This window comes from Ruegeria sp. BHSA123 (assembly GCF_059613425.1).
Map to the genome: position 1 here is coordinate 48773 of NZ_JBXWSL010000009.1, position 23821 is coordinate 72593.

Here is a 23821-nt window from a genome sequence, read left to right on the forward strand (position 1 = left end):
GAAAGTGGATTACCAAAAACGGAGCCAAACAATGCGTGTTTTGCTTTTGGTCCCGGCCCTGACACTGGCTGCGGCCTGCACCAATGTCGCGCCGTTGACCAGCACGGGTTTCAACACGCCTGAATATCAGGCGCGGCGCGAGGCTCAATTGGCCGGCCAGGGTGGAGCGATCAATCCGCTGCTGGCTCCGGTCGATGTTTCCCAGCAACCACTTGGCGCGTCAGGAGCATCAACCTTTGCAACGGGTGAAAATGCGGACATCGCCAACCAGACCGCCGCAGCGTTGGCCAGCACGTCCGGGCAATCCTCGGTCCCCGCGTCGCCGGCTTCCGGCTCCAGCAGCAGTGCGATCTCTGACGAGCAGGACTTCGCGGCCGTGTCCGAGAGGCGCAGCATCCAATCCGATGCCGCGCGGATTGAACAAAACCGCCAGACCTACGAAGTTGTCGCACCAACCGCCGTGCCTGAGCGCACAGCGAGCGGCCAGCCGAATATCGTACAATATGCGCTAAGCACCTCCAATCCGGTGGGCACGCAACTCTACAGCCGCTCCGGTTTCAACCTGCAAGCCAAGGCACAGCGGAACTGTGCGCAATTCCCGTCACCGGATCAGGCTCAGATCGAATTCCTGTCCAACGGCGGTCCGCAACGTGACCGCAAGGGTCTGGACCCGGACGGCGACGGCTATGCCTGTGGCTGGGACCCCAGCCCGTTCCGCAGTGCCGTTAACAACTGACGCCCTGACGCCGATCTGGCATCCGTCTCCGAATTTCGGCAAGCGCCGGGGCGGGTTGGTGCCATTCTTGATCGTGATCCACTATACGGCCATGGACAGTGCACTGGCGGCTCTGGATCGCCTGTGCGACCCGGCTTCCGAGGTTTCGGCCCATTACCTGATCGGCAATGACGGCACCCTTTGGCAAATGGTGCGGGAAGAAGATCGCGCCTGGCATGCCGGGGCAGGGGAATGGGGCGGCAAGGACGACATCAACTCGCGCTCGGTTGGGATCGAACTGGACAATACCGGAACACATCCGTTCTCGCAGCCGCAAATGGCAGTGCTGGAACAGCTGTTGCCCCTGATCATGACCCGCTGGTCCATTACGCCGTCCGGGGTCATCGGACATTCCGACATGGCGCCCGGGCGCAAATCCGACCCTGGGCCGCGCTTCGACTGGAACAGGCTCGAAAGGCAAGCGCTGGCCAAACCGCGCGGCACAGGAGTTGATCCGATGTCACCTGATGCAGAAGCATTTCGCGCCTCTGCTCGGATGGCAGGTTTCACCGCCCCCGTGGACGATGCAAAACTGCTGGCGGCTGTCCGATTGCGATTTCGACCCTGGGCGAAAGGTCCGCTGGACATGGCGGATATGAATGCGCTCACCCCGTCGGACATAACAACCTGATCCGCTCTTCATCTGGCCAAAAATATCCCGGGGTTGAATTGGCCGCAGGCTGAGAAGGGGCTGGCCCCTTCTCTGATCCGTCAGCTCTTGACGCCGCAGACCACAAAGCCTACCCAGCCCAGGCGCGGAGGGCCGGATGGCCGCTGGGGCGTACGCCCGAGAGGAAAGTCCGGACTCCACAAGACAACGGTGCCGGGTAACGCCCGGGCGGGGCAACCCGACGGAAAGCGCCACAGAAATCAGACCGCCCAGGGCCTCGGCCCCGGGTAAGGGTGAAACGGTGGGGTAAGAGCCCACCGCGCCGCTGGCAACAGTGGCGGCACGGCAAGCCCCACCGGGAGCAATGCCAAATAGGGTCCCCGCGCGGGCCGGTCGGCGCAAGCCGATACCGCCGCTAAGTGCGTCTTGGCCGAGAGGGACCGGGTTGGCAGCTTGAGCCGTGCAGCAATGCACGGCCTAGAGGAATGGTCATTGAAGGGGGAAACCCCGGAACAAGATCCGGCTTACAGGCCCTCCGCGCGTATCCTTTTATCCTCCGGGCGGCGTGTACGTCCCCGTCAACCTTGCGGCTTTCTCAGTGACCGAAACGAACTCGTCCGCAGTCCAGGCTCGAACCGTTTCTATGTTCGTGACCGCACCCGATGCCGCGACTGCCATGCCGACCGCCACAGCATCTGTTCCGTCTGGCGCTTCGCTGATCACGACCACGTCATTGCTGCCGGTCGTCATGTAGAAGGACAACAGTCGACCGCCGACTTTCTCCAGTAATGCTTTCACCGGGCCGGTGCGGTTCTCGGGCTTTTGCAACATGCCTTTGACGCCAGCCTGCGAGTAAGTCGCATAGGTAATGAAAATGGGCATTGGAACCTCCGTCTTAACGAAAATTACAGGGCCTTTCAGTCAGCCGACCCCGAAGGCTGTCACGTGTCAAATGTCAAAAATCAACGGTGCCATGATAAACCAAAGACCTGTGCCGATCAGTGCCACACCTGACACTGGCACCAACCACCTGGTCCAGGGTAGAAGCTTTTCCAGTGCCACGTAAGCGGCGATACCGACAATCCAATAGAGGTTCATTATCCCCCCGATGAATAGCAGCAACATCAAAGCCCAGCAGCACCCAAGGCAATGTGTGCCGTGCAAGGCTCCGGTTCTGAACGCGCCGAAGGGGCCGGGCCGGTTGTGACCGGCCAGAAACCTTGCGGGGCTTTGGCAGTAACGAAGACACGCGTTCTTTAAACTCGAAAACTGGTAAAACCCGGCAGCCAGCAGAACACATCCCGCGAAGAGGCCGGAGCGGATTGTCATCATCGGCCCGTTCGACAGCCCGATATGTTCCAACTCCCACTGCATTGCCGTTGCAGCCAGGCTGAACGCACCCCAGGTCACCAGATAGCCCAACAGGAAACACAGGCTGAACTTTGCCGCACGGTCTTTCTCAGGACCCATTCGCTTTGTTGCGGCAAACAAAAGCACGGCTGGCGCGGCACTTGGGGTCATCATGGCAATCATCATGATCCACCACATCAGGAAGATGAGCAGGGTGTAACCGAAGCTCCAGACGGTTGCGGAACCCATCTGCATGGGCTCTCCAACCGGGCCTGCCATGCGGGTCATTTCGACCGCAGACATACTCATCCCGACGCCGGCAACTGTGTACCAGGTGGCTGCAAGAATGATCAGAAGGACGCTGCCCAACACGATTGCATTGTCCTGCCTCAACAGCCGCTCAATCGCCCCGGCAGGGGCTGTGGCACTCTGTCTGGTCATGAGAAAGTCTCCGGCTACGCGCCCAGAACACCGTGACCCGAGAGGTTCAGATGTGCGAGATGAGCGTGCGTGGCGTCAAAGGTAAGACTGATCTCACCACCCGTTGTTTTGGCCGACCCCGAGGCAGCCTCGGCGTGGCGGTACTCAAAGCCGTTCGGCAACTGGATCGATGCCCTGTGCGCAGCGCCCGATACGATATGAGGAATCGGGCTGACCTCGACGTCGAAGACCCCTTGAACCCTGGCATAGCCACTGCGATCATCGCGGTTCCAGTTCAATTCGATCGGTACAAAAAGCGTTTCATGTTTCGTCGGTGCCATCGCACTGTAAACGTACCACATGGTCGCCATTTCATCGGTGTCTTCGCCGGTCATGATGGCCTGCAATGCTGCGCGCTGTTCGGCTGTAGCACTTTCGTCAATGATCAGTTGCATCTGACCATTGCCTTCGTGGATCGGTCCCGGCCAGTGATAAACACCTGCTGCCCGCAAACCTGCCAGATCAGTATCGCCATAATGTCCGCTTTCGATGTCGAAAACGACCACTGCCTCGCAATTGCCATGAGATGGAAGAACGCTGAATTGGCAGGGGCAACCGAAATTGCAATTACAATTGGCCAGTTCTTCGCCCTGAATAACCCACTCTGTCATGATAGCCCCCCAAGAAAAGCTGCGTAAAACAACACTGCTCCGCGCGGGCATTACCTGTTTACACTGCCTTGGCCGTCGAGCCTGAAGTCGGCCTCTTGGACGTATCAGTCGCGGTAAACCTATCACGATATCGTGATATGTACAAACTTAGTCACTGCCGTCCGGTCCTCACCGGCTTGGAAATGCAGTCCAGAATCCCGTGGGGGTTGAACGTGGTATTCGCCTTTGCATTCCTCTGATAGAATTGGGGCATATTTTGAAAAACCGGGAGGATTGTCATGAGCTTTATGAAGACACTTGCGTCCGTTGCAGTTGGTTTCGCAGCCGCGAAGGGGCTGGAAAAATACCGGAAAATGGGCGGAATGGCTGGCTTGCAGGACATGATGCAAGGCGCAGGCGGTGGCCTTGGCATGGATCAGCTCGGCAAGATGGCCCAACAGTTCGGCCTTCCCGGAGGTGCGACAGGCCTTCAGGATATGATAGGCAAGATGGGGTTGGGTGGCAGTACCGCCGGTGCCGCCGGACTTGGCGGGCTTTTGAATGCGATGCAGGGGGCGGCCAGAACTGGCAGCCAGAAAACCACCGACATGATGGAGACGGTGTTTGGCGGAACACCAGCCGGGGCCGCGATGGAAGCTCAGGCCAAGCTTATGTTGCGGGCAATGATCCAGGCGGCCAAGGCAGACGGCGAATTGGATGAACACGAGAAAGAAACGATCCTGGGTGAACTGGGCGATGACATCAGCGACGAAGAACGCGCATTTGTGCAGGAACAACTGAACGCACCCGTCGACGTAATGGGTCTGGCAGCTGATTCTGGGGCGCCTCTCGGAACGCAGATTTATGCGATTTCTCTGGCGGCAATACGGTTGGACAATGATCGTGAGGCCGCATATTTGCGGCAATTGTCCACTGCGCTGGGCCTTTCGGACGGTGAAAGAGACCAGATTCACAACTATATGGGCGCACCAACGTTGCCGGGTTGAACCTGTGCCCGATTCCTGGGCTGGGATCGTCCGATTGGCCTTGACATGCACGGCGTAGCGCGTAAAAGCGCACGCTCATAGGAATTCAACCGAAAGGCCCCTGCCTTTCCGGACGCAGGAGATAACCATGGCGAAGCCGACGACAATCAAGATCCGTCTGAACTCGACCGCGGGCACGGGCCACTTCTACGTGACCAAAAAGAACGCACGCACCATGACCGAGAAAATGACCATTCGTAAATACGATCCGGTCGTTCGGAAGCATGTCGAGTACAAGGAAGGCAAGATCAAGTAATCTTTCCGTTCCATTTGGACTTTCCAAAAAGGCTCTGCTTGGCAGAGCCTTTTTTCGTGCTGAATTCCGGTGGTTGGTTGCCAGAAACATCAACTTGCCCACTTGGGGCCGTTGCAGGAGCGCATCAGCCACCGATGCAATCGCATGGCCTGTGGCTTGCTTTTTGTGCCGACCTGCAAGTACGCTTGAGCAAACCGCCACAAAATGTTGACCGCCATGAAAAAAATCTTGTTATCCACAATAGCCGTTCTGACTTTGGCGGCCTGTGAAGACCCGTTCAACCGCAAAGGTGTCGGGTTTACTGGAATCGATGGCGAACCCCGCACGATTTCCGACGTTCCCGGAGCCGTCGCTTTTCTGCCGCCCGAAACGAACGTCCCTGCCGAACTGGCAGAGCTTCAGACCGTCACTCTCTTGGTTGATGAAGTGGATCCATCCAAGGTGGCGTCCGTTGCCATCGACAATGGCGGGCAGACGCCGGGCAATGCGGTCCAGCTACAGGGCAGCGATACGAATCTGTTCTTGAGCACCGTCAGTGTCAACGGAACCTTGTATGGTGTCCTTCGTACGCCGACGAACAGCGTTAAGGTCGACAACTCGGTCGGCGTTGGTTTTGCGCAAGAGGCCGAGCGTTTCACCGGGTGTCTACCTGCCGGCGATGTGTTCCGCAAAGGCACGTCCGAGCGTAGTTCGGGCTTTGCAGTACCGTTGAACTGTAGCTAAGTCTTATACCTTCTGATGTATCAAGCCCTCGCCGATCTAGCGGGGGCTTTTTCTTGACCGGGCGCGCGTACATCGCTGCCTTTTCCGGTAGAACTTGTGCGCCGGACAAGCTCTATCACCAGTTGGTTCAAAACAAAAAAAGGCCGGTCTGATGACCGGCCTTTTCCCATACCAATGGCATGCAATTACTCGCGGTTGCCCAGGAATTGCAGCAGGAACATAAACAGGTTGATGAAGTCCAGGTACAGGTTCAATGCACCCATGATAGCGGCCTTGCCCAGCCATTCCTGATCGCCACTATGGGCCATTTGCAGGTATGTGGTCTTGATGTTCTGGGTGTCGTAGGCGGTCAGGCCCGCGAAGATCAGAACGCCGATGGCCGAGATTGCAAAGGCAACCGCCGAAGACGCCAGAAAGATGTTCACAACCATCGCGACGATCAGGCCGATCAGGCCCATCATCAGGAAAGTGCCCATGGCGGACAAGTCTTTCTTGGTTGTGTAACCGTACAGGGACAGGCCCGCGAACGCGATTGCGGTGATCAGGAAGACCTGGATGACCGACTCACCGGTGAAAACAAGGAAGATCCAGCTGATCGAAATGCCCATCACCGCAGCAAAAACGTAGAACACCAGCTGTGCGGCGGCTGCCGACATGCGGTTGATCCCGGCGCTGAAGCCGAAAACAAACAGCAAAGGTGCAAACATGATGACCCAGCGCAGGGGCGACGCGTAAATGCTATAGCCCAGCGATGTCAGATAGGTATCGGCATTCAACTGTGCCGCCGCGGCTGACGGATCGCTTGTGGTTGCCAGGCCCGCGATGGCCCAGGCTGCTGCGAACGTAATCAGCATGCCGACGGACATAGTGCCGTAGACTTTGTTCATATGGGCGCGCAGGCCCTCATCAATCTCGGCAGCGCGCGCGCCGGCCGCCGTCCGGATCGTGTCGAATTGTGCCATCAAAGGGTCTCCCTTTACATAATTATTCAGCCCCCCTGCTATGAGGGAAGCGTTCTAGGCAAATATCGGCAACTCAGGGCTGTGTTTCAAGTATTTACCGCGGAAAACCTACTAATTTACGCAACAAAAGTGGCGATCCGCAACACGTGACCGCCACTCATGAACTAAAGATATGTATTTGCATCATTTCTGCCAGAATTCCGGCGCGTCCCAGACGAAACGTCTGGCTTCGGCATCAGCCTCTGATCTACAGACTCCGATGTCCTGAAGGGCGCGATCATCAAGTCGCGCCAGCCGACGGCGTTGACGCTTCAGGGAAACAGCACGCCTGATGATAGTGCCGAGCGATTGCTTCTTGGGATTGCAATGGTGATGAATGGCAATTTGGGTCATATTTATTGTCCTTTCGTGCATTCTCGATGGTTTATCTCGTCTTCATCAATTTCCTTGATTGATATGGGGGAGTATGACATATTTTTAAAACGAATATTTTTGATGAAACACATAAGGAATCGTGAAGATGCGGAATCTGGACATCACAACCCTTCGGTCATTTGTTGCGGTGGCGGATCAGGGTGGGGTGACTCGCGCTGCCGGATTTCTGCATCTGACGCAATCTGCGGTCTCGATGCAGTTGAAACGGCTGGAAGAGTTGCTTGGCCTTCAGTTGTTGGACCGCAGTGGCAGAACGATTGCCCTGACCGCGTCTGGCGAGCAACTGCTGGCCTATGCGCGCCGTATGATCGCATTGAATGATGAGGTCATCTCGAAACTGACCGATCAGGCCTTTGAAGGTGAGGTGGTATTGGGGGTTCCTCACGACATAGTTTACCCGGCCATCCCACGGGTCCTGCAACGGTTCAACGCGGATTTCCCACGGGTCCGAGTTCAGTTGGTCTCGTCTTATTCCTTGCAGTTGAAAGACATGTACAAACGCGGCGAATGTGACGTGATCCTGACCACGGAACCGACGTCGGTGGACGGTGCGGAAACCATTGCAGAGCTGCCCTTGCGCTGGATAGGTGCGCCGGGTGGATCGGCCTGGCGCAAGCGTCCGCTGCCTTTGGCACTTGGACGTCGCTGCTTGTTTCGACCACAGGTGATCTCTGCGCTGGATGCAGCCGGTATTCCCTGGGAACTGTCGGTGGAAACTGAAAACGACCGCACAATCGAGGCCACAGTCAGTGCTGATCTGGCAGTGTATGCGGCACTGGAAGGTACCGAAGCCGCACATCTTGAACAGATCGAAAGCGGGGGTGCGTTACCGGACCTACCTGCGCATATGATCAACCTGTATGGTGGCGAACCGGGTCGAGACGCGGTTGTCGAAGCGCTGGCACAATTGGTGCGTCAGAACTTCCGCCTTCTTGGGGGGACGCAGCTCCGTGCCGTAGTGGGCTGATTGTGGTCAGGCGGTGATCACGATTTTGCCTGTCGATTTCCGTTCTTTCAGCAACCGCATGCCCTGCGCGACCTCATCAAGAGGCAAGACGTGGCTAATGTGTGGATTGATACGGCCCTCGGCGTGCCAGCGGAAAAGAGTGTCAAAACTTTCGCGCACGGCTTCTGGCCGGAATTTCAGATACCCGCCAATGTAAAAACCGATCACAGTCAGATTCTTGACCAGCAGATGATTGGCAGGGATTTGCGGAACATCGCCGCCGGCAAATCCGATGGGCAGCAGGCGGCCTTCGGGATTGGTGGCGCGGAAGGCCGCCTTGAACACATCGCCGCCGATTGCATCATAGACGACATCCGCGCCGCCAAGCGATCTGACCCGATCCCTTAGATCCTCTGAGGTATCAATCAGGTGGTCGGCCCCCGCCGCACGGGCAACGGCCAGCTTTTCAGGGCCGCGGGCCTGTGCGATGACGGTGGCGCCCATGAGCTTGCCGATCTCAACCGCGGTCAGCCCAACGCCGCCTGCTGCGCCGGTTACCAGAAGTGTCTCGCCGGGTTGCAGCCTGGCGCGGTGGTCAAGGGCCATGTGACTGGTACCATAAGCAATCTGGATCGCGGCGGCATCTTCGAAACGGGTCGTGTCAGGCAACGGGATCGCGCGATAGGCGTCGAAAACGCCATACTCTGCCAGCCCGCCCTGACCAGAATAGACGGCGATCCGATCACCCGGTTTCAGGGTGGGCACACCTGGACCGATGGCATCCACGACACCGGCTATTTCCATTCCCAAAGTAAACGGCGCAGTCGGTGTATCCTGATACGTTCCTTTCTGCATTAACAGATCAGCGAAATTCAAACCGCAGGCTTTGATCGCGACCCGCACCTGGCCCTCACCCGGCTCGGGTTTTGGTACATCGCACAGCTGGGCAACTGCCCCCTCGGATTGAATACAAAAGGCCTTCATGTGGCTCCTCACGTGTTTCGGGCATTGGCACGTCGGCTGTACAAGATGTCAATTCCTTATGCGCTGCGTCCTGAAACGACTGAAAATCTGTCGCATGTCCAACCGGGGCAAGCGAAAAGCGCACAGGGCTTTTGACACATACAACCACAGCCCTTGTGAGGGGGGATCGACTCAACCAGCTTGAAAAAAAATTCAAAACGGGCAATATAGACTATCAGTGCTGGTAACGGGGGACGGCACAGTCCGGATTAGGGGGCGGTTAAGGAAGCCCCTGTTGGTATTGCGATCTCGGACGTCGCTCGATCCCGTACAAATGTGTGTGTAGTAGAGGAGAATACCAATGACTCATCACGTCGATGTCCATGTGGGCAAACGCGTTCGGCATCGCCGCTGGCTGATTGGGATGACCCAGCAACAATTGGCGCAGCAAGTTGGTATCAAGTTTCAGCAAATCCAGAAATATGAGACCGGAGCCAACCGAATCAGCGCGTCCCGCCTGTGGGACATTGCCGAGGCTTTGGACGTACCGGTAAGCTTCTTCTTCGAAGGTCTGGAAGAAGCCGAGAAAAGCAGCTCGGACAAGAAATCTGTTCCAGCTGACCTGATGGGCGATAAAGAAGCCCTGGATCTTGTACGCTCTTACTACGCAATTCCGGAAAACCAGCGCCGCCGCCTGTTTGAACTTGCACGTGTCCTCAGCGACGTCGCCTGATCAGACCGGCTTGACTTTGTCAGGTAATGCCCGCACCAGAGTGCCATGCATCCGGCGAGTTTAAGCGACATTGAAATTGCAGAAGAAATGGCCGAAGCGGCACGCGCGGCCATTCTTCCTTTTTTTCGTCAGACCAATTTGGAAACAGCGAACAAGCTGACCGAAGGGTTTGACCCCGTCACCGCGGCGGATCGGGCCGCCGAAAAAGCCATGCGAGAGGTGCTGTCCCGGTTGCGCCCCGAAGATGGCGTGTTGGGCGAAGAATACGGTGCGCACAAGGGCAGCAGTGGCCGAACCTGGGTTTTGGACCCCATCGACGGCACGCGCGGGTTTATCAGTGGCACACCAACTTGGGGCGTTCTGATCGCGCTCAGCACAGCAGACGGGCCGATCATGGGAGTGATTGATCAGCCCTATATTGGCGAACGCTTTGTCGGATCGACAGCTGGTGCGCACCTTACAGGGCCACTGGGGACCAGTAAGCTGCAAACCCGGGGGACGAAATCTCTGGCGCAGGCGACGCTGTTCACCACTTTTCCTGAAGTCGGCACCCCGGATGACCGGGCCGGGTTTCAGGCCGTATCGGAACAGGTGCAACTGACCCGATATGGAATGGACTGCTACGCTTATGCCTTGTTGGCCGCTGGGCAGGCAGATCTGGTGATCGAAGCAGGGCTGAACTCGTATGACATTCAGGCCCCTATTGCGGTTATTCAGGCGGCAGGCGGAATTGTGACCGACTGGCAAGGCGGCCCGGCGCATGAGGGCGGTCGTGCATTGGCCGCAGCCAACGCAGAGATTCATGCAGAGGCCCTTCAGATCCTGCGTCGGTTCTGAAACCTGTTGTCGCAGATCCCGATGGCGGGTACATAATACACGGTCGGTTCTTAAGCCCGTTTTCCGCCGACCTTCGCACTCCTTGCAAGAGACGGGCAGATGCAGGAGCGCGACATGACAGAAATCCTACTAAAAAACGCTGATCTGATCCTGACGATGGACGAGTCCCGGCAGGAACTCCCCGGGGCTGACATTTTGATCCGCGACGGCCAGATCGCGGGGATCGGGCACGGATTGCAGGCGCAAGGCGAGGTTCACGATGTTTCGGGCTGTATGGTGACACCCGGGCTGGTGAACACCCATCACCATCTTTACCAAACATTGACCCGCGCGGTGCCGGGCGGGCAGGATGCATTGCTGTTCGGGTGGCTTCAGACACTCTATCCGATTTGGGCGAAGTTCGGACCAGACGAGATGTTCACCTCGGCCCAGATCGGTTTGGCAGAGCTGGCGCTGTCAGGCTGTACGCTCAGTTCTGATCACCTGTACCTCTATCCCAATGGTTCGCGGCTGGAGGATACGATTGCTGCCGCATCCGAGTTGGGGATGCGGTTTCACCCGACACGCGGCGCGATGAGCATCGGTGAAAGTGATGGCGGCCTGCCACCGGACAGTCTGGTTGAAGAAGAAGCAGCCATACTGGACGACATGATCCGTGTCGTGGATGCGTTTCACGATCCTTCAGAAGGATCGATGTGCCGCGTAGGTCTGGCCCCGTGTTCACCGTTTTCCGTCAGCCGGGACCTGATGCGAGATGCAGCCCTTCTGGCACGGGACAAAGGCGTGATGTTGCATACACATCTGGCTGAAAACGATGAAGATATCGCCTATTCACAGGCTCAGTTCGGTTGTCGGCCCGGTCAATACGCCGAAGATCTGGGTTGGACTGGCCCGGATGTGTGGCACGCCCATTGTGTCAAGTTGGACGGGGCCGAGATTGATCTGTTTTCACGTACGAAAACTGGTGTCGCTCATTGCCCATGTTCGAACTGCCGTCTGGGATCAGGCATCGCGCCGGTGCGGGCGATGCGCGATGCGGGGGTAAAGGTGGGTCTCGGCGCTGATGGTTCGGCCAGTAATGACAACGGCAATCTGATGCTTGAGGCTAGGCAGGCGCTGCTGTTGCAGCGGGTGGTCAATGGGGCAGATGCGATGTCGGCCCGTGAAGCGTTGGAGATTGCGACACGTGGCGGGGCCGATGTGCTGGGGCGTCCCGATTGCGGGCGGCTTATGCCGGGAAAACGTGCCGATGTCGCTGTTTGGGATATGCGCTGTGTCGAAAGCGCAGGCAGTTGGGACCCGGCAGCTCTGCTTCTGGCAGGTCCGATGCAGGTAAAGCACCTGTTTGTCGAAGGCCGCCAGATCGTGCGGGACGGGCATATCACGACGATTGACCTGCCCCGCGTGATTGAGCGTCAAAACAGTCTTGCCAAGGAGTTGCAGGCCTAGGCGGCCTGCCGCCCACCGATCCAGACCTCGGCCACAGCCCGATCATCTCCCATCATGATGGTCGGGAAGATTGCCTCCCAAACATCGTTTGCACAAGCCTCGCGCTGGGCGATGGCCGGGGTCGAGGCGAGATCAATCACGACCAGATCCGCCTCCATTCCCGGAGCAATGTTGCCGATGCAATCATCCATCCGCAGGCTGCGCGCCGACCCGACTGTACCCAGCCACAGCAATTGCGCCGGATGCAGGGGGCGCCCGCGCAACTGACCGATTTCATAAGCGGCAGCCATGGTGCGCAGCATTGAAAAACTTGATCCGCCACCGGTGTCGGTGGCCAGACCGATCCGGTGGCCATCGTGGATCAAGCGGTTCATGTCGAACAGACCCGACCCTATGAAGGTGTTCGAGGTGGGGCAGTGGATCAGTGACGCATCAACCTCGCGCAGACGATCGCGTTCCCGGTCTTCCAGATGGATGACATGCCCATAAAGTCCGTTCTGCCCCAGCAGCCCGAACTTTTCGTAAGTGTCCAGATAGTCCCGGGCATCGGGGAACAGGGAGCGGACCCACTCGATTTCGTCTGTCTGCTCGCTCAGGTGTGTTTGCATCAGGCAATGGGGATGTTCCGCCCAAAGCGCGCCCATGGCCTCAAGCTGTTCTGGGGTGGACGTGGGCGAAAACCGGGGCGTGATGGCATAGGACAGGCGGTCGACACGGTGCCATTTCTCGAGCAGCGCGGCAGATTGGTCATAGGCTGTCTGGGCCGTGTCCCGAAGGCCTTCAGGCGCATTGCGGTCCATACAGGTCTTGCCCGCGACCACGCGCTGTCCCCGTTGCTGCGCGGCAGTGAAAAAGGCATCCACGCTTTCGGGGTGGATGGTGCAAAAACTGCACATCGTCGTGGTGCCATGGGCGGCAGTCAGATCCAGATAACGGTTGGCGATTTCAGAGGCGTATTCAGGATCACCAAACTTCATCTCTTCGGGGAAGGTGTAGGTGTTCAGCCAGTCGATCAACCGCTTCCCCCAACTGGCGATCATGGCGGTCTGCGGGTAGTGCACATGCGGGTCAACGAAACCCGCAATGATCAGGTGATTGCCATAGTCCTTGATGACGGCATCAGGGTGACGCCGCATCAGCGCATCGGACGCGCCGACATCGGCAACGCGTCCTTTGTCAATCACGACGGCTTCGTCCAGCTGGGTCGCTTCTGTTGGCTCTCCGTCAAAGGGTGAGCCTGTGAAACTCAGAACGCGCCCTTTCAAAAGCGTCTTTTGCGCCATTTGCCCTGTTCTCCACCTGTTTGGGACCGCGCTGTAGCATAGGCAGACGAAAGAAGTGGGTAAATCGGCGCATTGTCATTGTTTTCTGGTAGCTGCTTCTTCTATTTAGGGGCCAATCGCCGAAAGAAGGGGGCAGCGCATGACGACAGGCAATAACCAAGCCGAACACGATCTGCCCCAGGAAGAAGACGCGTATGCGCTGGATCGCCGGACCGTGGCGGCGATCCTTTATGCGGTTGATGTGGATGATCGTGACAAGCTGATTGAGCTGATGGAGCCGCTGCACGCGGCCGATATCGCTGACCTTTTGGAGCAGATCAATCCTAATGACCGGGCCCGGCTGATCCGGCTCTATGACAAGGAATTTGACGGCGACATCCTGTCTGAACTGGATGAATCGGTTCGCGAGGAAATCATCGCCGTTCTGACCCCCGAGGTTCTGGCGGAAGCCGTGCGCGAGATGGAAAGCGACGACGTCGTTGACCTTCTGGAAGATCTTGAGGAACCGCAGCAGGAAGCCATTCTGGGTGCGCTCGAAGATTCCGAGCGGCTAGCAGCGCAACAGGCGCTTGCTTACCCCGAGAGTTCTGCTGGTCGTTTGATGCAGCGTGAGGTCGTCATGGCCCCCGAGCATTGGACCGTCGGTCAGGCCATCGACTTCATGCGTGCCAATGACGATCTGCCCGAGCAGTTCTATCATGTTGTTCTGGTCGACCCGCGCCTGAAACCAACAGCGCAGGTGACATTGGGCAAGCTGATGGCGTCCCGTCGTGAAGTGCCTTTGCGCGATCTGGCGGAAGAGGAGTTTCACATCATCCCCGTTGATCAGGACGAGGAGGATGTGGCTTATGCCTTCAACCAGTATCACCTGATCTCGGCCCCCGTGGTCGATGCCGACGGGCGTCTGGTTGGTGTGATCACCATCGACGACGCGATGGTTGTTCTGGATGAAGAGCACGAAGAAGACATCCTGCGCCTTGCCGGTGTGAGCGACGAAAGCTCGCTGTCCGACAGTGTGGCGGCCACCAGTCGGCGACGGTTGCCCTGGCTGGCGGTAAACCTGTGCACGGCAATCTGTGCTTCGTTGGTGATCTCACAATTTGCGGCGGCAATTGACCAGCTTGTCGCGCTGGCCATCCTGATGCCGATTGTTGCATCCATGGGGGGCAATGCGGGAACGCAGTCGCTGACCGTTGCAGTGCGCGCACTGGCGACGCGCGACCTGACCAACTCAAACGTGATGCGCGTTATCAGGCGGGAACTGCTGGTGGGCATGTTGAACGGACTGTGTTTTGCCATTGTACTGGGGACCGTGGGAATGCTGTGGTTCGGTTCACCTTGGCTGGGTGTCGTGATTGGGTCAGCCTTGGTCGTGAACATGATCATCGCGGGCTTTGCAGGTACGGTAGTACCGGTAGTGCTGGATCGTCTGGGAATTGACCCGGCGCTGGCGTCAGGAACCTTTGTGACAACCACAACCGATGTCATGGGGTTCTTCATCTTTCTTGGGCTTGCCAGTGTGGTGCTATTGTGACCGATCTGACTGAAATCAAAGCAGCTGCACGCAAAGCGGCATTTGCGCGCCGCAAGGTCGCGTTCGACACGCGTGTTCCCGGTGCGGCCGGACGTTTGTCCGAGGTTCTGGCGGGTTATCGCGGCGTGCCCTTGTCAGGCTACATGCCAATCCGAACCGAGATCGACCCGGTGTCTGCCATGGCTGAAGCTGCGGCTTATGGACCTGTCGGTGTTCCCGTGATACAAGCCGCTGGAAAACCTCTGAAATTTTCGCGCTGGACGCCAGAAGGACCGCTGAAAGACGGCCCATTCGGTGCCAGAGTGCCCGAGGTCGATGATTATTTCGACCCCGAAATCCTGATTGTGCCGCTGGTGGCTTTTGATGCCCACGGCGGGCGTTTGGGATATGGTGGTGGATTTTATGACCGCACGCTGGAAGGATTGCGAGGCAAGCGCGCGACACTGGCAATCGGTTTCGCTTTTGACGCGCAAGAGGCGCAGAAACTGCCGCTGGAGCCGACCGATCAGCCGCTGAACATGGTTATCACCGAAAGCCGGGTGCTGACGTTCTAAGCCTCATTGCTGAAAGTGGCTGCGTAAATAGTCCCAGGCATCCACCTCGGTACCGTCTTTCAGGATGCAGATACCAAAGACGCTTCCGTCTTCGTTCTTCCGAAGTTGGTAAACTCCATCATTCTCGACGCAAAAGGTTGCCGCGGGATTGGGCATGGATGTCTTTGTGCCTTGCGCCATAACACCCGAAGCGACCACAAGGCCGAATGTCAGTATTGCCAATAGCTTCACAACATGTCCTTTTGATTTAAGCGCATGGCTAAGACTTTGCCACGCCTGCATGCAATTTCAAGTTCGGCTCAACTTAAATTTCACGGTTCCGCCTTGTTATTGCCCAGCACAGCACCTACGACCCGGATCATGAGGATTTTGTTTCTTGGTGATGTGATGGGGCGCGCGGGGCGCGCGGCCGTTCAGCAACATTTGCCGCGCCTGCGCGACGAATGGCGGCTGGATTTCGTTGTGGTCAATGGCGAAAACGCGTCGAACGGCATGGGGTTGAGCGGCGATCACGCCAAGCTGCTGCTGGATGCCGGGGCAGATTGCCTGACATTGGGCGACCATGCGTTCGACCAGAAAGACATGCTGCAATATATCGAGAAAGAACAGCGTATCGTGCGCCCGGTGAACTATGCAAAGGGTGCGCCGGGGCGGGGGCACCGGCTGTTTAACGCACCCGGCGGGCGCAAAGTTCTGGTGGTGCAGGTGTTGGGGCAGGTCTTTATGAAACGGCCATTCGACGACCCGTTCTCGGCCATTGAACCTATCCTGAAGTCGCACCCACGGGGTGGACAGGCACAGGCCATCATCGTCGATATGCATTGCGAGGCGACGTCTGAGAAGATGGCCATGGGTCATTATTGCGACAAGCGCGCCAGCCTTGTGGTGGGAACACATACCCATGTACCGACAGCGGATTCGCAGATTCTGCCAGGTGGCACAGCCTATCTGACGGATGCGGGCATGTGCGGCGACTATGACTCGGTCATTGGTATGGACAAGCAGGAACCGATGCGCCGGTTCATAACCGGGATGCCCAAGACCCGGTTTACCCCTGCCATTGGCGAGGCCACGCTGAGCGGAGTTTTCGTCGAAACGGATGATCGCGACGGCCAGGCCAAATCTGTTCGCATGGTGCGCGTTGGTGGACGTTTGGAACAAGCCGGGCCCGATTGACGAACGTCAGGCTTGCCCTGCCACGCGCAATGCGTGAAACTGCATGTCATCAGGCGCTTGGGCCAGGGTTCGGACAGAATACCACGAATGAATTTCCTTTCACTGACAGAGACGGGCAGCGCAATTCTGGCGCTGCTGATTGTTGCGAGCATGTTCGTCATGTTCCTGCGCGAGGTTTATCCGGCCGAGGTCGTGGCCATCGGTGGTGTTTCACTGATGCTGGTCACAGGGATCCTGCCCTATCAAAGCGCGCTGGCGGTCCTGTCCAATCCCGCGCCCTGGACGATTGGGGCAATGTTCATCATCATGGGGGCCTTGGTGCGGACCGGGGCCTTGGACGCCTTTACGTCGACCGCGCAAAGGCAGGCGCAGGTCAACCCGCGTATTGCCATCGGATTGCTGATGGGATTTGTCGTGCTGGCCTCGGCTTTTGTGTCGAACACGCCCGTTGTTGTGGTCATGATCCCGGTTTTTGTTCAAATCGCCCGCACGCTGAACGTACCCGCGTCAAAGCTGCTAATTCCACTCAGTTATGCCGCCATTCTTGGCGGGACACTGACACTGATCGGAACGTCCACCAACCTGCTTGTGGATGGTGTGGCCCGCGCGCAGGGGATGAAAGCTTTTTCGATATTCGAGGTCACGCCGCTGGGGATTGCACTGGTGATCTACGGCATGATCTATCTGCGTTTCATCGCCCCCAGATTGTTGCCCGAGCGGGATAGCATGGCCTCGCTGCTCAGCGATCGGTCCAGAATGAAGTTTTTCACCGAAGCGGTCATTCCGCCCGACAGCAACCTGATCGGGCGTGAAGTGACCGGCGTTCAGTTGTTCAAACGCCCCGGCGTGCGTCTGATCGACGTGGTCCGGGGCGATGAATCGCTGCGGCGCAATCTGAAGGGCGTTGAATTGCAGGTCGGTGACCGCGTGGTTCTGCGCACCGAGATGACCGAACTTCTGAGCCTACAGAGCAACAAAGAGCTGAAGCGTGTGGATCAGGTTTCCGCTGTCGAGACCAAGACCGTCGAGGTGCTGATCACACCCGGATGCCGTTTGGTGGGTCGGACCCTTGGAATGATGCGACTTCGGCGCCGGTATGGTGTCTATGTGCTGGCCGTTCACCGACGCAATCAGAATATCGGTCGCCAGTTGGATGATCTGGTGGTTCGGGTAGGGGATACATTACTGCTGGAGGGCGCCCCGGCAGATATCCAGCGCCTTGCCGCGGACATGGACATGGTGGATGTCAGCCAGCCCTCTGCACGCGCCTTCCGTCGCAGTCATGCACCGATTGCAATTGGCGCGCTGGTCGGGATCGTCGTCTTGGCGGCATTGGGTGTCGCGCCGATCCTGCTGTTGTCGATTGTGGCCGTAGCCGTGGTTCTTCTGACCCGTTGCATCGATGCGGACGAGGCGTTTTCGTTTGTCGAAGGTCGCCTGTTGGCGCTGATCTTCGCGATGCTCGCCATCGGTGCGTCACTGGACAGCTCTGGCGCGGTTTCACTGATTGTCGAGGCCGTGGCACCGGGACTAAGCGCTTTGCCGCCCTTCCTGATCATCTGGGCGATCTATCTGCTGACTTCGGTGCTGACCGAACTGGTTTCCAACAATGCGGTCGCAGTTGTGGTCACGCCTATAGCCATCGGGCTGGCCCAGGCCGTCGGAATGGACCCGCGCCCGTTGGTAGTTGCGGTTATGGTGGCGGCTTCGGCATCCTTTGCAACACCGATCGGGTACCAAACCAACATGATGGTCTACGGCCCTGGCGGCTACAGGTTCACCGATTTCATGAAGGTGGGTGTTCCGCTTAACCTGACGGTCGGATTGTTGGCATCCCTTCTTATTCCATTGATCTGGCCTTTGTGATTTCGGCGCAGAATCGCCACTTTGGCGAAGCACATCTTGCAAAGACCCAAGGGCACACGATCTTTTGCGAAGAGGGTTTGCAAAAGGATTTGACCGATGCAGCATTTGGGTCGCGCAATATGGGCGGGTGCAGCAACTTGGGCAGCTTTAAGCAGTGTCGCTATTGCCGGTATTGTTGAAGGGACCGCAACGTACCGAGAGCGCATTGCACTGCCACCGGACGCAACCCTTTATGTTGAGCTTCAGGATATCTCGCTGGCCGATGCCCCCGCTGTCACTCTTGCCGCGCAACGGTATGCGCTGAGCGGGGTGCCCGCGCAGTTCAAATTGACCTATGACGACGCGCTGATCATCGATGCTCATCGCTATGGCGTGCGGGCTTCAGTGATGCAGGGGCAAAACTTGCTGTTCACCACAGATACTGTGTACCCGGTTCTGACGAATGGGGCAGAGAATGCCGCCGATCTGCTGTTGGTTCAGGTCCAGGGGCAGGGGGCGGCAACGCTGGATAACACCCAATGGACCGCCTCGGGCCTGAATGGTGCGCCTATCGAGACCGAAAAACGCCCTGAGCTTGTCTTTGATCAGGATGGCGTCTTTTCAGGCAGCAGCGGCTGCAACCGGTTCAGTGGTCGGGCCGAGATCTCCGGTAATCGTATTGCGTTTCCTGACAACATGGCGGCAACACTCATGGCTTGCCCACCTCCGTTGGACGCGGTCGAGCGGCAATTCCTGCAAGCCTTGCAAAACGTCACGACCTTCGCGATGCAGGGCAACGCTCTGGCTCTGCTGGATGCGCAGGGCCAGCCGGTGATCAAACTGATGCGCAAGTAACCGGGAAAGTGCGTCAGGCGACAGCCCTTGAACGCCCGGCATTGCGACCGGAAAAGATGCAGCCGCCCAGGAATGTACCCTCCAGCGCGTTGTAGCCGTGATAACCGCCGCCGCCGAATCCGGCGACTTCACCAGCAGCGAACAGGCCCGGCACGACATTGCCGTCTGATCCAATCATCTGACTGTCCAGATTGGTCTGCAATCCACCCAGGGATTTGCGTGTCAGGATATGCAGCTTGACGGCAATCAGCGGGCCGTTGGCCGGATCCAGAAACTTATGCGGTTTGGCTGTGCGGATCAGTTTATCTCCGCGATAGTTGCGCGCGGCAAGGATCGCCATCATCTGCGCGTCTTTCGAAAAGGGGTTGTCGACCTGCAAATCCCGGGCTTCGATCTGGGCACGCAGATGAGCCTCGTCTATCGGAGTGTCGCCCAGATGGTTCATGCCGTTGACCAGTTCAGTCAGCGTGTTGGCAACAACAAAATCCTCACCCTTTTCCTTGAACGCCTCAACCGGGGCGGTTGCGCTGGAACCTGACAGAATGCGTTGGCGGATTACCTCTTTCCAGCTACCTGAAGTGAAGTCGGGGTTTTGTTCCGACCCGGACAGCGCAAATTCCTTTTTGATCACCTTCTGGGTCAGAACGAACCAGCTGTATTCATATCCGGTTTTCAGGATCTCACGCAGAGTTCCCAGAGTGTCGAACCCCGGCAGACAGGGCGGTGCCAGGCGGTTGCCCCTGGCATCAAACCACATTGAACTTGGGCCGGGCAGGATACGAATGCCATGGGCGGGCCAGATCGGGTCCCAGTTGCGCACGCCTTCGGTGTAGTGCCACATCCGATCACCATTGATGACATGGCCGCCCGCCTTTTCGCTGATTGCGATCATGCGGCCATCGACGTGAAAGGGTACCCCTGCAACCATATCTTTGGGCGGCTCACCCAAACGGTCCCGGGGCCAGTTTTGACGCACCATGTCAAAATTGCCACCAATACCGCCGGACGTGACAATGATTGATGGGGCATAAACTTCGAACTCGCCAACCTCATCGCGGTTGGTTTTGTTACCGCGCTGGGCGGTGTCATCGGCCAGAATTTCTCCGGAAACACCTTTGGCGGTTCCGTTCTGCATGATGATATGGCTGACTTGGTGGCGGAACTTCATCTGGATCAATCCGGCGCTGACATGGTCGCGGACGCGTCGGATAAATTGTTCCAGAACGCCGGGGCCGGTGCCCCATGTGATATGAAAGCGCGGGACCGAGTTGCCATGCCCCGTCGCATAAGACCCGCCACGTTCGGCCCAGCCAACGACCGGAAACCAGCGCAGGCCCATTTCGTGCAGCCATGGCCGCATTTCGCCAGCGGCAAACTCAATATAGGCTTCGGCCCATTTGCGGGGCCATGCGTCTTCGCCACGGTCAAATTGCGCGCTGCCCATCCAGTCGCGCAGCGCCAATTCGTGGCTGTCGCGTATACCCATGCGGCGCTGTTCGGGTGTGTCGACCATGAACAGGCCTCCAAGGCTCCAGAACGCCTGACCGCCCAAAAAGGTTTCGGGTTCCTGATCGACAATGATCACCTTCTTGCCCCGGTCGCCCAGTTCCGCCGCAGCTGCCAGCCCGGCCAACCCGGAACCGACGATAATCGCATCTGCAGTATTGTTTGTCATGAACACTCCTTTCAGCGGCGGCGGAACAAAGCGGTGAACGGCAGATCCAGGGCAGGCAACATGATGCCACAGACGGCCGAAAGCAGGGTCAGCGAAACAGGGCGGCCGGCAATGGCAACCTAATGATCCGCAATCAACCCCTCGCAAAGTTGCGTCAGATCAGCCTAAGCGAGGCGGAAAGGCGCAGGCAACCACGCCGTTGGGTCACTCGTATCGCTGGACGAAACGGCGCAGGATTTCGCCGGGCTGCGTGACCTTCGCCGAATGGCAGTGGTCGATCAGTTTCTGCGCGTCTTCGGGCGGGAAATAGCCGTGGTTCCTGTAGATGTTGATACGCTGTTCAAAGTCTTTGGCATCGGCTTCCGGATGGAACTGAGTGGCATAGACGTTCCGGCCCCAGCGGATCATCTGGAACGGGCAGGGGTCGGACGCAACAAGGTGAACGCAGCCCTCGGGCAGGGCTTGAACCGCTTCTTTGTGGCCAACAAACGCATCAAAGGTGGCGTCCAACTCTGCGGTCAACGGGTCTTGTTGTCCTTCGGGGGTCAGGCGGCACCTGGATGGTCCCACAGGCTCGCCATACCGGGCTTTGCTCACGTTGCCATCCAAATGCACGGCCAGAATACCAAGGCCATAGCAACACCCCATGAAGGGATGATCCTGCGCGGTAATCTGCGGCATCAAACCCAGGATCGCTCCTTCGATCCGCGCATCCGTCGCGGATTTGGTCGCGGGGTCATCACTGACGCATCCCGGCCCGCCGCCTACGATAATCCCCGCATAATCGGTGACTTTCAGCCCTTCTGGCAGGTCTTCGCAATCCAGACGGATGCGATGCGTGCGTTCGGGTAACAACCCGCTGCGGTTCAGGATCGAGGCATATTCTGCGTCGGAGGCATCCGTTTCCGGGCGCAATTGCAGGATCAAAAAGCGTTTCATGAAAAGCCTTTACCCGTCACAACGGCCAGAAGACAAGGATGGCGGGGACGGAAACCACGATGATCAGAGCCTCCAGCGGCAGGCCCATGCGCCAGTAATCGCCAAAATGATAGCCGCCGGGGCCCAGAACCAGCGTGTTGTTCTTGTGACCGATAGGCGTCAGGAACGCAGCCGAGGCCGCAACGGCCACGGTCATCAGGAACGGGTCGGGCGACACCCCGAGCGTTTGGGCCATCTGGATGCCCACCGGGGCCGCGACGATGGCGGTGGCGGTGTTGTTCAGAACATCCGACAAGGTCATCGTCACGACCATCAGTACGGTCAGGATCGCCCATGCGGGCAGACCATTGGTCAGCTGAATCAGCGCATTGGCAATCAACTCGGTGCCGCCGGATGTTTCCAAAGCGCTGCCCAGTGGGATCATCGAGCCCAGCAGCACAACCACGGGCCATTCGATATGGTTATAAATTTCTGTGATTGGCATGACCTTGGTCAGCACAAAGGCTATGACGACAAGACCCAATGCGACGGGAAGGTAAATCAACCCAACACTGGCCGCGAAGACGGCAACTGCAAATAGACCGATGGCCAACAAGGCCTTGTCATTTGCCGTCACGTTCAACCCGCGTTCGGCCAAAGGCAGACACCCCAGCCAGTCGGTCACATCGGCGCTGCGATCACGGGGGCAAAGCAGCAGCAAGATATCGCCCGGTTCAACCTCGGTCTTGCGAACCTGTTCGGTGATCTGACGACCCTGACGTGAGATGCCCATCAGGACGGTGCTCTGGCGCCAAGCCAACCCGATACCCTGCGCTGTACGGCCGGCTATGCGCGCACTTTCCGGAACAACCACTTCGATCACTTCCAACCCGTCGCCTTCAGCCGTCAGCAGCTCCTGCCGTCGCGTGTCCGAGAAATCCAGTTTCAGCGCAGAACGGAATTCGTCCAGCGCTTCGGGGCGCGCTTCCAGTACCAGCGCGTCGCCATCGTTCAGTGTGGCATGGGTTGACCGGCCATATCGCCGTTTCCCATCCCGGATCAGGCCGATGATAGCCACGTCGGATTTTTCGGCCGTTTCATAAAGTTCGCTGACCCGTTTGCCGATATGGGCAGAGCCCGGCGGGATCGTCAGTTCGGCAATGTATTCGGCCAGAACCTCGGATGTTTCTTGTTGCACGCCGCGATTGGGTATCAATCGCCATCCGATCAGCGCGACAAACGCCAGACCGGCGATCGCTGCTATTCCACCAACAGGGGCGAAGTCGAACATATGAAACGGCTCGCCCAGCGTTTCCTGCCGGATCGAGGCGATGATGATATTCGGCGGGGTGCCGATCAGGGTGACCATGCCCCCCAGAATGGTGGCAAAGCTTAGCGGCATTAGGGAAAGGCCCGGGGGCCGACTTGCTTTTCGCGCGGTCTGAATATCCACGGGCATCAGCAGGGCAAGCGCCGCGACATTGTTCATGAAGGCCGACAGAATCGCACTGATCCCGCCCATCAGGGCGATATGCGCGCCCAGCCCCCGTGACGCATCAACCAGAGTTCGGGTGATCAGAAATACCGCACCTGACCTGACCAAACCGGCAGAGACTACAAGCACCAGCGCGACGATAATGGTCGCTGGGTGGCCAAAGCCCGCAAAGGCATCATCGACCGGCACAACACCCAGCACGACACCGATCATAAGCGCGGCAAAAGCCACAAGGTCGTATCGAAACCGACCCCAAAGCAGCATTCCGAAGACAGTGATGAAAAGCGCGAAAAGAATGATCTGATCTGTCGTCATGCCGTCACCATACAAG

At 58.0% G+C, this 23821-nt stretch carries 25 protein-coding genes and 1 other RNA gene; 15 read left to right on the top strand and 11 right to left on the bottom strand.

From position 1 onward, the window contains the following. The first annotated feature begins 31 nt into the window (after positions 1 to 31). The 3 genes from AC2FNC_RS07175 (at position 32) to rnpB (ending at position 1928) form a co-directional block, all read left to right on the top strand. Entirely contained in the window at positions 32 to 736 is a 705-nt protein-coding gene (locus AC2FNC_RS07175; protein ID WP_480554027.1) for a hypothetical protein, read from the top strand. Then, positions 687 to 1406, top strand: coding sequence for an N-acetylmuramoyl-L-alanine amidase (locus AC2FNC_RS07180; RefSeq protein WP_480896961.1), 720 nt, complete (start codon positions 687 to 689; stop codon positions 1404 to 1406). Before AC2FNC_RS07175 ends, AC2FNC_RS07180 begins: the two co-directional genes overlap by 50 nt. A 124-nt stretch (positions 1407 to 1530) precedes the next feature. Then, positions 1531 to 1928: RNase P RNA component class A (rnpB, locus tag AC2FNC_RS07185), an RNA gene on the top strand. 6 nt (positions 1929 to 1934) lie between these two features. On the opposite strand, the gene AC2FNC_RS07190 is transcribed toward rnpB, so the two are convergent. The 3 genes from AC2FNC_RS07190 to AC2FNC_RS07200 all read right to left on the bottom strand — a co-directional run bounded on the left by AC2FNC_RS07190 (position 1935) and on the right by AC2FNC_RS07200 (position 3826). After that, complete coding sequence (locus AC2FNC_RS07190) at positions 1935 to 2267, bottom strand: GYD domain-containing protein (protein ID WP_480475761.1); 333 nt, start codon at positions 2265 to 2267, stop codon at positions 1935 to 1937. 66 nt (positions 2268 to 2333) lie between these two features. Then, positions 2334 to 3176: a DUF2182 domain-containing protein gene (locus AC2FNC_RS07195; protein WP_496714882.1), complete on the bottom strand. Its 843-nt coding sequence runs from the start codon at positions 3174 to 3176 to the stop codon at positions 2334 to 2336. Between the two features lie 14 nt (positions 3177 to 3190). Then, positions 3191 to 3826: a DUF1326 domain-containing protein gene (locus tag AC2FNC_RS07200; RefSeq protein ID WP_209504621.1), complete on the bottom strand. Its 636-nt coding sequence runs from the start codon at positions 3824 to 3826 to the stop codon at positions 3191 to 3193. A 278-nt stretch (positions 3827 to 4104) separates the two neighbouring features. On the opposite strand from AC2FNC_RS07200, the gene AC2FNC_RS07205 reads away from it, so the two are divergent. The 3 genes from AC2FNC_RS07205 (at position 4105) to AC2FNC_RS07215 (ending at position 5830) form a co-directional block, all read left to right on the top strand. Next, on the top strand, positions 4105 to 4812 hold the full coding sequence (locus AC2FNC_RS07205; protein WP_496714883.1) for a DUF533 domain-containing protein: 708 nt from the start codon (positions 4105 to 4107) through the stop codon (positions 4810 to 4812). 127 nt (positions 4813 to 4939) lie between these two features. Next, the gene (gene rpmG / locus AC2FNC_RS07210; protein ID WP_037309480.1) at positions 4940 to 5107 is read left to right on the top strand and encodes a 50S ribosomal protein L33; all 168 of its coding nucleotides are present in this window, start codon (positions 4940 to 4942) and stop codon (positions 5105 to 5107) included. A 216-nt stretch (positions 5108 to 5323) separates the two neighbouring features. Next, positions 5324 to 5830 (top strand): hypothetical protein, encoded by a 507-nt coding sequence (locus AC2FNC_RS07215; RefSeq protein WP_480475769.1) that lies wholly within the window; start codon positions 5324 to 5326, stop codon positions 5828 to 5830. A 185-nt stretch (positions 5831 to 6015) separates the two neighbouring features. Here the strand turns inward: AC2FNC_RS07215 and AC2FNC_RS07220 are convergent, their stop codons facing one another. Both AC2FNC_RS07220 and AC2FNC_RS07225 read right to left on the bottom strand, forming a co-directional pair. Beyond that, positions 6016 to 6792 (bottom strand): Bax inhibitor-1/YccA family protein, encoded by a 777-nt coding sequence (locus AC2FNC_RS07220; RefSeq protein ID WP_480493742.1) that lies wholly within the window; start codon positions 6790 to 6792, stop codon positions 6016 to 6018. Between the two features lie 183 nt (positions 6793 to 6975). Further along, positions 6976 to 7185 (bottom strand): YjiS-like domain-containing protein, encoded by a 210-nt coding sequence (locus AC2FNC_RS07225; protein ID WP_480493744.1) that lies wholly within the window; start codon positions 7183 to 7185, stop codon positions 6976 to 6978. Between the two features lie 127 nt (positions 7186 to 7312). Here AC2FNC_RS07225 and AC2FNC_RS07230 point away from each other — a divergent pair, with 127 nt between their 5' ends. Next, positions 7313 to 8194 (top strand): LysR family transcriptional regulator, encoded by an 882-nt coding sequence (locus AC2FNC_RS07230; protein ID WP_496714884.1) that lies wholly within the window; start codon positions 7313 to 7315, stop codon positions 8192 to 8194. Between the two features lie 6 nt (positions 8195 to 8200). On the opposite strand, the gene AC2FNC_RS07235 is transcribed toward AC2FNC_RS07230, so the two are convergent. After that, positions 8201 to 9157, bottom strand: a complete 957-nt coding sequence (locus AC2FNC_RS07235; protein ID WP_496714885.1) for an NADPH:quinone oxidoreductase family protein — start codon at positions 9155 to 9157, stop codon at positions 8201 to 8203. Positions 9158 to 9497: 340 nt separating this feature from the next. On the opposite strand from AC2FNC_RS07235, the gene AC2FNC_RS07240 reads away from it, so the two are divergent. The 3 genes from AC2FNC_RS07240 (at position 9498) to AC2FNC_RS07250 (ending at position 12155) form a co-directional block, all read left to right on the top strand. Next, complete coding sequence (locus tag AC2FNC_RS07240; protein ID WP_480475779.1) at positions 9498 to 9869, top strand: helix-turn-helix domain-containing protein; 372 nt, start codon at positions 9498 to 9500, stop codon at positions 9867 to 9869. 45 nt (positions 9870 to 9914) lie between these two features. Next, positions 9915 to 10706 carry a histidinol-phosphatase gene (gene hisN, locus AC2FNC_RS07245; protein WP_480554032.1) on the top strand — a complete coding sequence of 264 codons (792 nt, stop codon included), beginning with the start codon at positions 9915 to 9917 and terminating at the stop codon, positions 10704 to 10706. Between the two features lie 114 nt (positions 10707 to 10820). Continuing rightward, a complete protein-coding gene (locus AC2FNC_RS07250) occupies positions 10821 to 12155 on the top strand; it encodes an 8-oxoguanine deaminase (protein WP_496714886.1) in 1335 nt (444 codons plus the stop codon). Here AC2FNC_RS07250 and guaD read toward each other — a convergent pair. Beyond that, entirely contained in the window at positions 12152 to 13438 is a 1287-nt protein-coding gene (gene guaD, locus AC2FNC_RS07255) for a guanine deaminase (protein ID WP_496714888.1), read from the bottom strand. The genes AC2FNC_RS07250 and guaD overlap by 4 nt on opposite strands. Before the next feature lie 139 nt (positions 13439 to 13577). Between guaD and mgtE the strand changes: the two genes are divergently transcribed. Both mgtE and AC2FNC_RS07265 read left to right on the top strand, forming a co-directional pair. After that, on the top strand, positions 13578 to 14972 hold the full coding sequence (gene mgtE, locus AC2FNC_RS07260) for a magnesium transporter (protein ID WP_496714889.1): 1395 nt from the start codon (positions 13578 to 13580) through the stop codon (positions 14970 to 14972). Then, on the top strand, positions 14969 to 15526 hold the full coding sequence (locus AC2FNC_RS07265; RefSeq protein ID WP_480604533.1) for a 5-formyltetrahydrofolate cyclo-ligase: 558 nt from the start codon (positions 14969 to 14971) through the stop codon (positions 15524 to 15526). Before mgtE ends, AC2FNC_RS07265 begins: the two co-directional genes overlap by 4 nt. A 3-nt stretch (positions 15527 to 15529) precedes the next feature. Here the strand turns inward: AC2FNC_RS07265 and AC2FNC_RS07270 are convergent, their stop codons facing one another. Further along, the gene (locus AC2FNC_RS07270) at positions 15530 to 15757 is read right to left on the bottom strand and encodes a putative hemolysin (RefSeq protein ID WP_480475791.1); all 228 of its coding nucleotides are present in this window, start codon (positions 15755 to 15757) and stop codon (positions 15530 to 15532) included. Between the two features lie 129 nt (positions 15758 to 15886). Between AC2FNC_RS07270 and AC2FNC_RS07275 the strand changes: the two genes are divergently transcribed. The 3 genes from AC2FNC_RS07275 to AC2FNC_RS07285 all read left to right on the top strand — a co-directional run bounded on the left by AC2FNC_RS07275 (position 15887) and on the right by AC2FNC_RS07285 (position 19402). Beyond that, entirely contained in the window at positions 15887 to 16702 is an 816-nt protein-coding gene (locus AC2FNC_RS07275) for a TIGR00282 family metallophosphoesterase (RefSeq protein ID WP_480554035.1), read from the top strand. Positions 16703 to 16789: 87 nt separating this feature from the next. After that, the gene (locus AC2FNC_RS07280) at positions 16790 to 18568 is read left to right on the top strand and encodes an SLC13 family permease (RefSeq protein ID WP_480493752.1); all 1779 of its coding nucleotides are present in this window, start codon (positions 16790 to 16792) and stop codon (positions 18566 to 18568) included. Between the two features lie 96 nt (positions 18569 to 18664). Beyond that, positions 18665 to 19402: an META domain-containing protein gene (locus AC2FNC_RS07285; RefSeq protein ID WP_480554036.1), complete on the top strand. Its 738-nt coding sequence runs from the start codon at positions 18665 to 18667 to the stop codon at positions 19400 to 19402. Positions 19403 to 19415: 13 nt separating this feature from the next. Here the strand turns inward: AC2FNC_RS07285 and AC2FNC_RS07290 are convergent, their stop codons facing one another. The 3 genes from AC2FNC_RS07290 to AC2FNC_RS07300 all read right to left on the bottom strand — a co-directional run bounded on the left by AC2FNC_RS07290 (position 19416) and on the right by AC2FNC_RS07300 (position 23805). Beyond that, complete coding sequence (locus AC2FNC_RS07290) at positions 19416 to 21077, bottom strand: FAD-binding dehydrogenase (protein WP_480475799.1); 1662 nt, start codon at positions 21075 to 21077, stop codon at positions 19416 to 19418. A 204-nt stretch (positions 21078 to 21281) separates the two neighbouring features. Continuing rightward, a complete protein-coding gene (locus tag AC2FNC_RS07295) occupies positions 21282 to 22016 on the bottom strand; it encodes a glutamine amidotransferase (protein WP_480475801.1) in 735 nt (244 codons plus the stop codon). 16 nt (positions 22017 to 22032) lie between these two features. Then, entirely contained in the window at positions 22033 to 23805 is a 1773-nt protein-coding gene (locus AC2FNC_RS07300) for an SLC13 family permease (protein WP_480516194.1), read from the bottom strand. Positions 23806 to 23821 lie beyond the last annotated feature (16 nt).

Excerpts from the sequence above, each read along its gene's own strand:
- AC2FNC_RS07175 (WP_480554027.1), top strand. The coding sequence starts at position 32 with ATGCGTGTTTTGCTTTTGGTCCCGGCCCTGACACTGGCTGCGGCCTGC.
- AC2FNC_RS07180 (WP_480896961.1), top strand. The coding sequence starts at position 687 with ATGCCTGTGGCTGGGACCCCAGCCCGTTCCGCAGTGCCGTTAACAACT.
- AC2FNC_RS07190 (WP_480475761.1), bottom strand. The coding sequence starts at position 2,267 with ATGCCCATTTTCATTACCTATGCGACTTACTCGCAGGCTGGCGTCAAA.
- AC2FNC_RS07195 (WP_496714882.1), bottom strand. The coding sequence starts at position 3,176 with ATGACCAGACAGAGTGCCACAGCCCCTGCCGGGGCGATTGAGCGGCTG.
- AC2FNC_RS07200 (WP_209504621.1), bottom strand. The coding sequence starts at position 3,826 with ATGACAGAGTGGGTTATTCAGGGCGAAGAACTGGCCAATTGTAATTGC.
- AC2FNC_RS07205 (WP_496714883.1), top strand. The coding sequence starts at position 4,105 with ATGAGCTTTATGAAGACACTTGCGTCCGTTGCAGTTGGTTTCGCAGCC.
- rpmG (WP_037309480.1), top strand. The coding sequence starts at position 4,940 with ATGGCGAAGCCGACGACAATCAAGATCCGTCTGAACTCGACCGCGGGC.
- AC2FNC_RS07215 (WP_480475769.1), top strand. The coding sequence starts at position 5,324 with ATGAAAAAAATCTTGTTATCCACAATAGCCGTTCTGACTTTGGCGGCC.
- AC2FNC_RS07220 (WP_480493742.1), bottom strand. The coding sequence starts at position 6,792 with ATGGCACAATTCGACACGATCCGGACGGCGGCCGGCGCGCGCGCTGCC.
- AC2FNC_RS07225 (WP_480493744.1), bottom strand. The coding sequence starts at position 7,185 with ATGACCCAAATTGCCATTCATCACCATTGCAATCCCAAGAAGCAATCG.
- AC2FNC_RS07230 (WP_496714884.1), top strand. The coding sequence starts at position 7,313 with ATGCGGAATCTGGACATCACAACCCTTCGGTCATTTGTTGCGGTGGCG.
- AC2FNC_RS07235 (WP_496714885.1), bottom strand. The coding sequence starts at position 9,157 with ATGAAGGCCTTTTGTATTCAATCCGAGGGGGCAGTTGCCCAGCTGTGC.
- AC2FNC_RS07240 (WP_480475779.1), top strand. The coding sequence starts at position 9,498 with ATGACTCATCACGTCGATGTCCATGTGGGCAAACGCGTTCGGCATCGC.
- hisN (WP_480554032.1), top strand. The coding sequence starts at position 9,915 with ATGCATCCGGCGAGTTTAAGCGACATTGAAATTGCAGAAGAAATGGCC.
- AC2FNC_RS07250 (WP_496714886.1), top strand. The coding sequence starts at position 10,821 with ATGACAGAAATCCTACTAAAAAACGCTGATCTGATCCTGACGATGGAC.
- guaD (WP_496714888.1), bottom strand. The coding sequence starts at position 13,438 with ATGGCGCAAAAGACGCTTTTGAAAGGGCGCGTTCTGAGTTTCACAGGC.
- mgtE (WP_496714889.1), top strand. The coding sequence starts at position 13,578 with ATGACGACAGGCAATAACCAAGCCGAACACGATCTGCCCCAGGAAGAA.
- AC2FNC_RS07275 (WP_480554035.1), top strand. The coding sequence starts at position 15,887 with ATGAGGATTTTGTTTCTTGGTGATGTGATGGGGCGCGCGGGGCGCGCG.
- AC2FNC_RS07280 (WP_480493752.1), top strand. The coding sequence starts at position 16,790 with ATGAATTTCCTTTCACTGACAGAGACGGGCAGCGCAATTCTGGCGCTG.
- AC2FNC_RS07285 (WP_480554036.1), top strand. The coding sequence starts at position 18,665 with ATGCAGCATTTGGGTCGCGCAATATGGGCGGGTGCAGCAACTTGGGCA.
- AC2FNC_RS07290 (WP_480475799.1), bottom strand. The coding sequence starts at position 21,077 with ATGACAAACAATACTGCAGATGCGATTATCGTCGGTTCCGGGTTGGCC.
- AC2FNC_RS07295 (WP_480475801.1), bottom strand. The coding sequence starts at position 22,016 with ATGAAACGCTTTTTGATCCTGCAATTGCGCCCGGAAACGGATGCCTCC.
- AC2FNC_RS07300 (WP_480516194.1), bottom strand. The coding sequence starts at position 23,805 with ATGACGACAGATCAGATCATTCTTTTCGCGCTTTTCATCACTGTCTTC.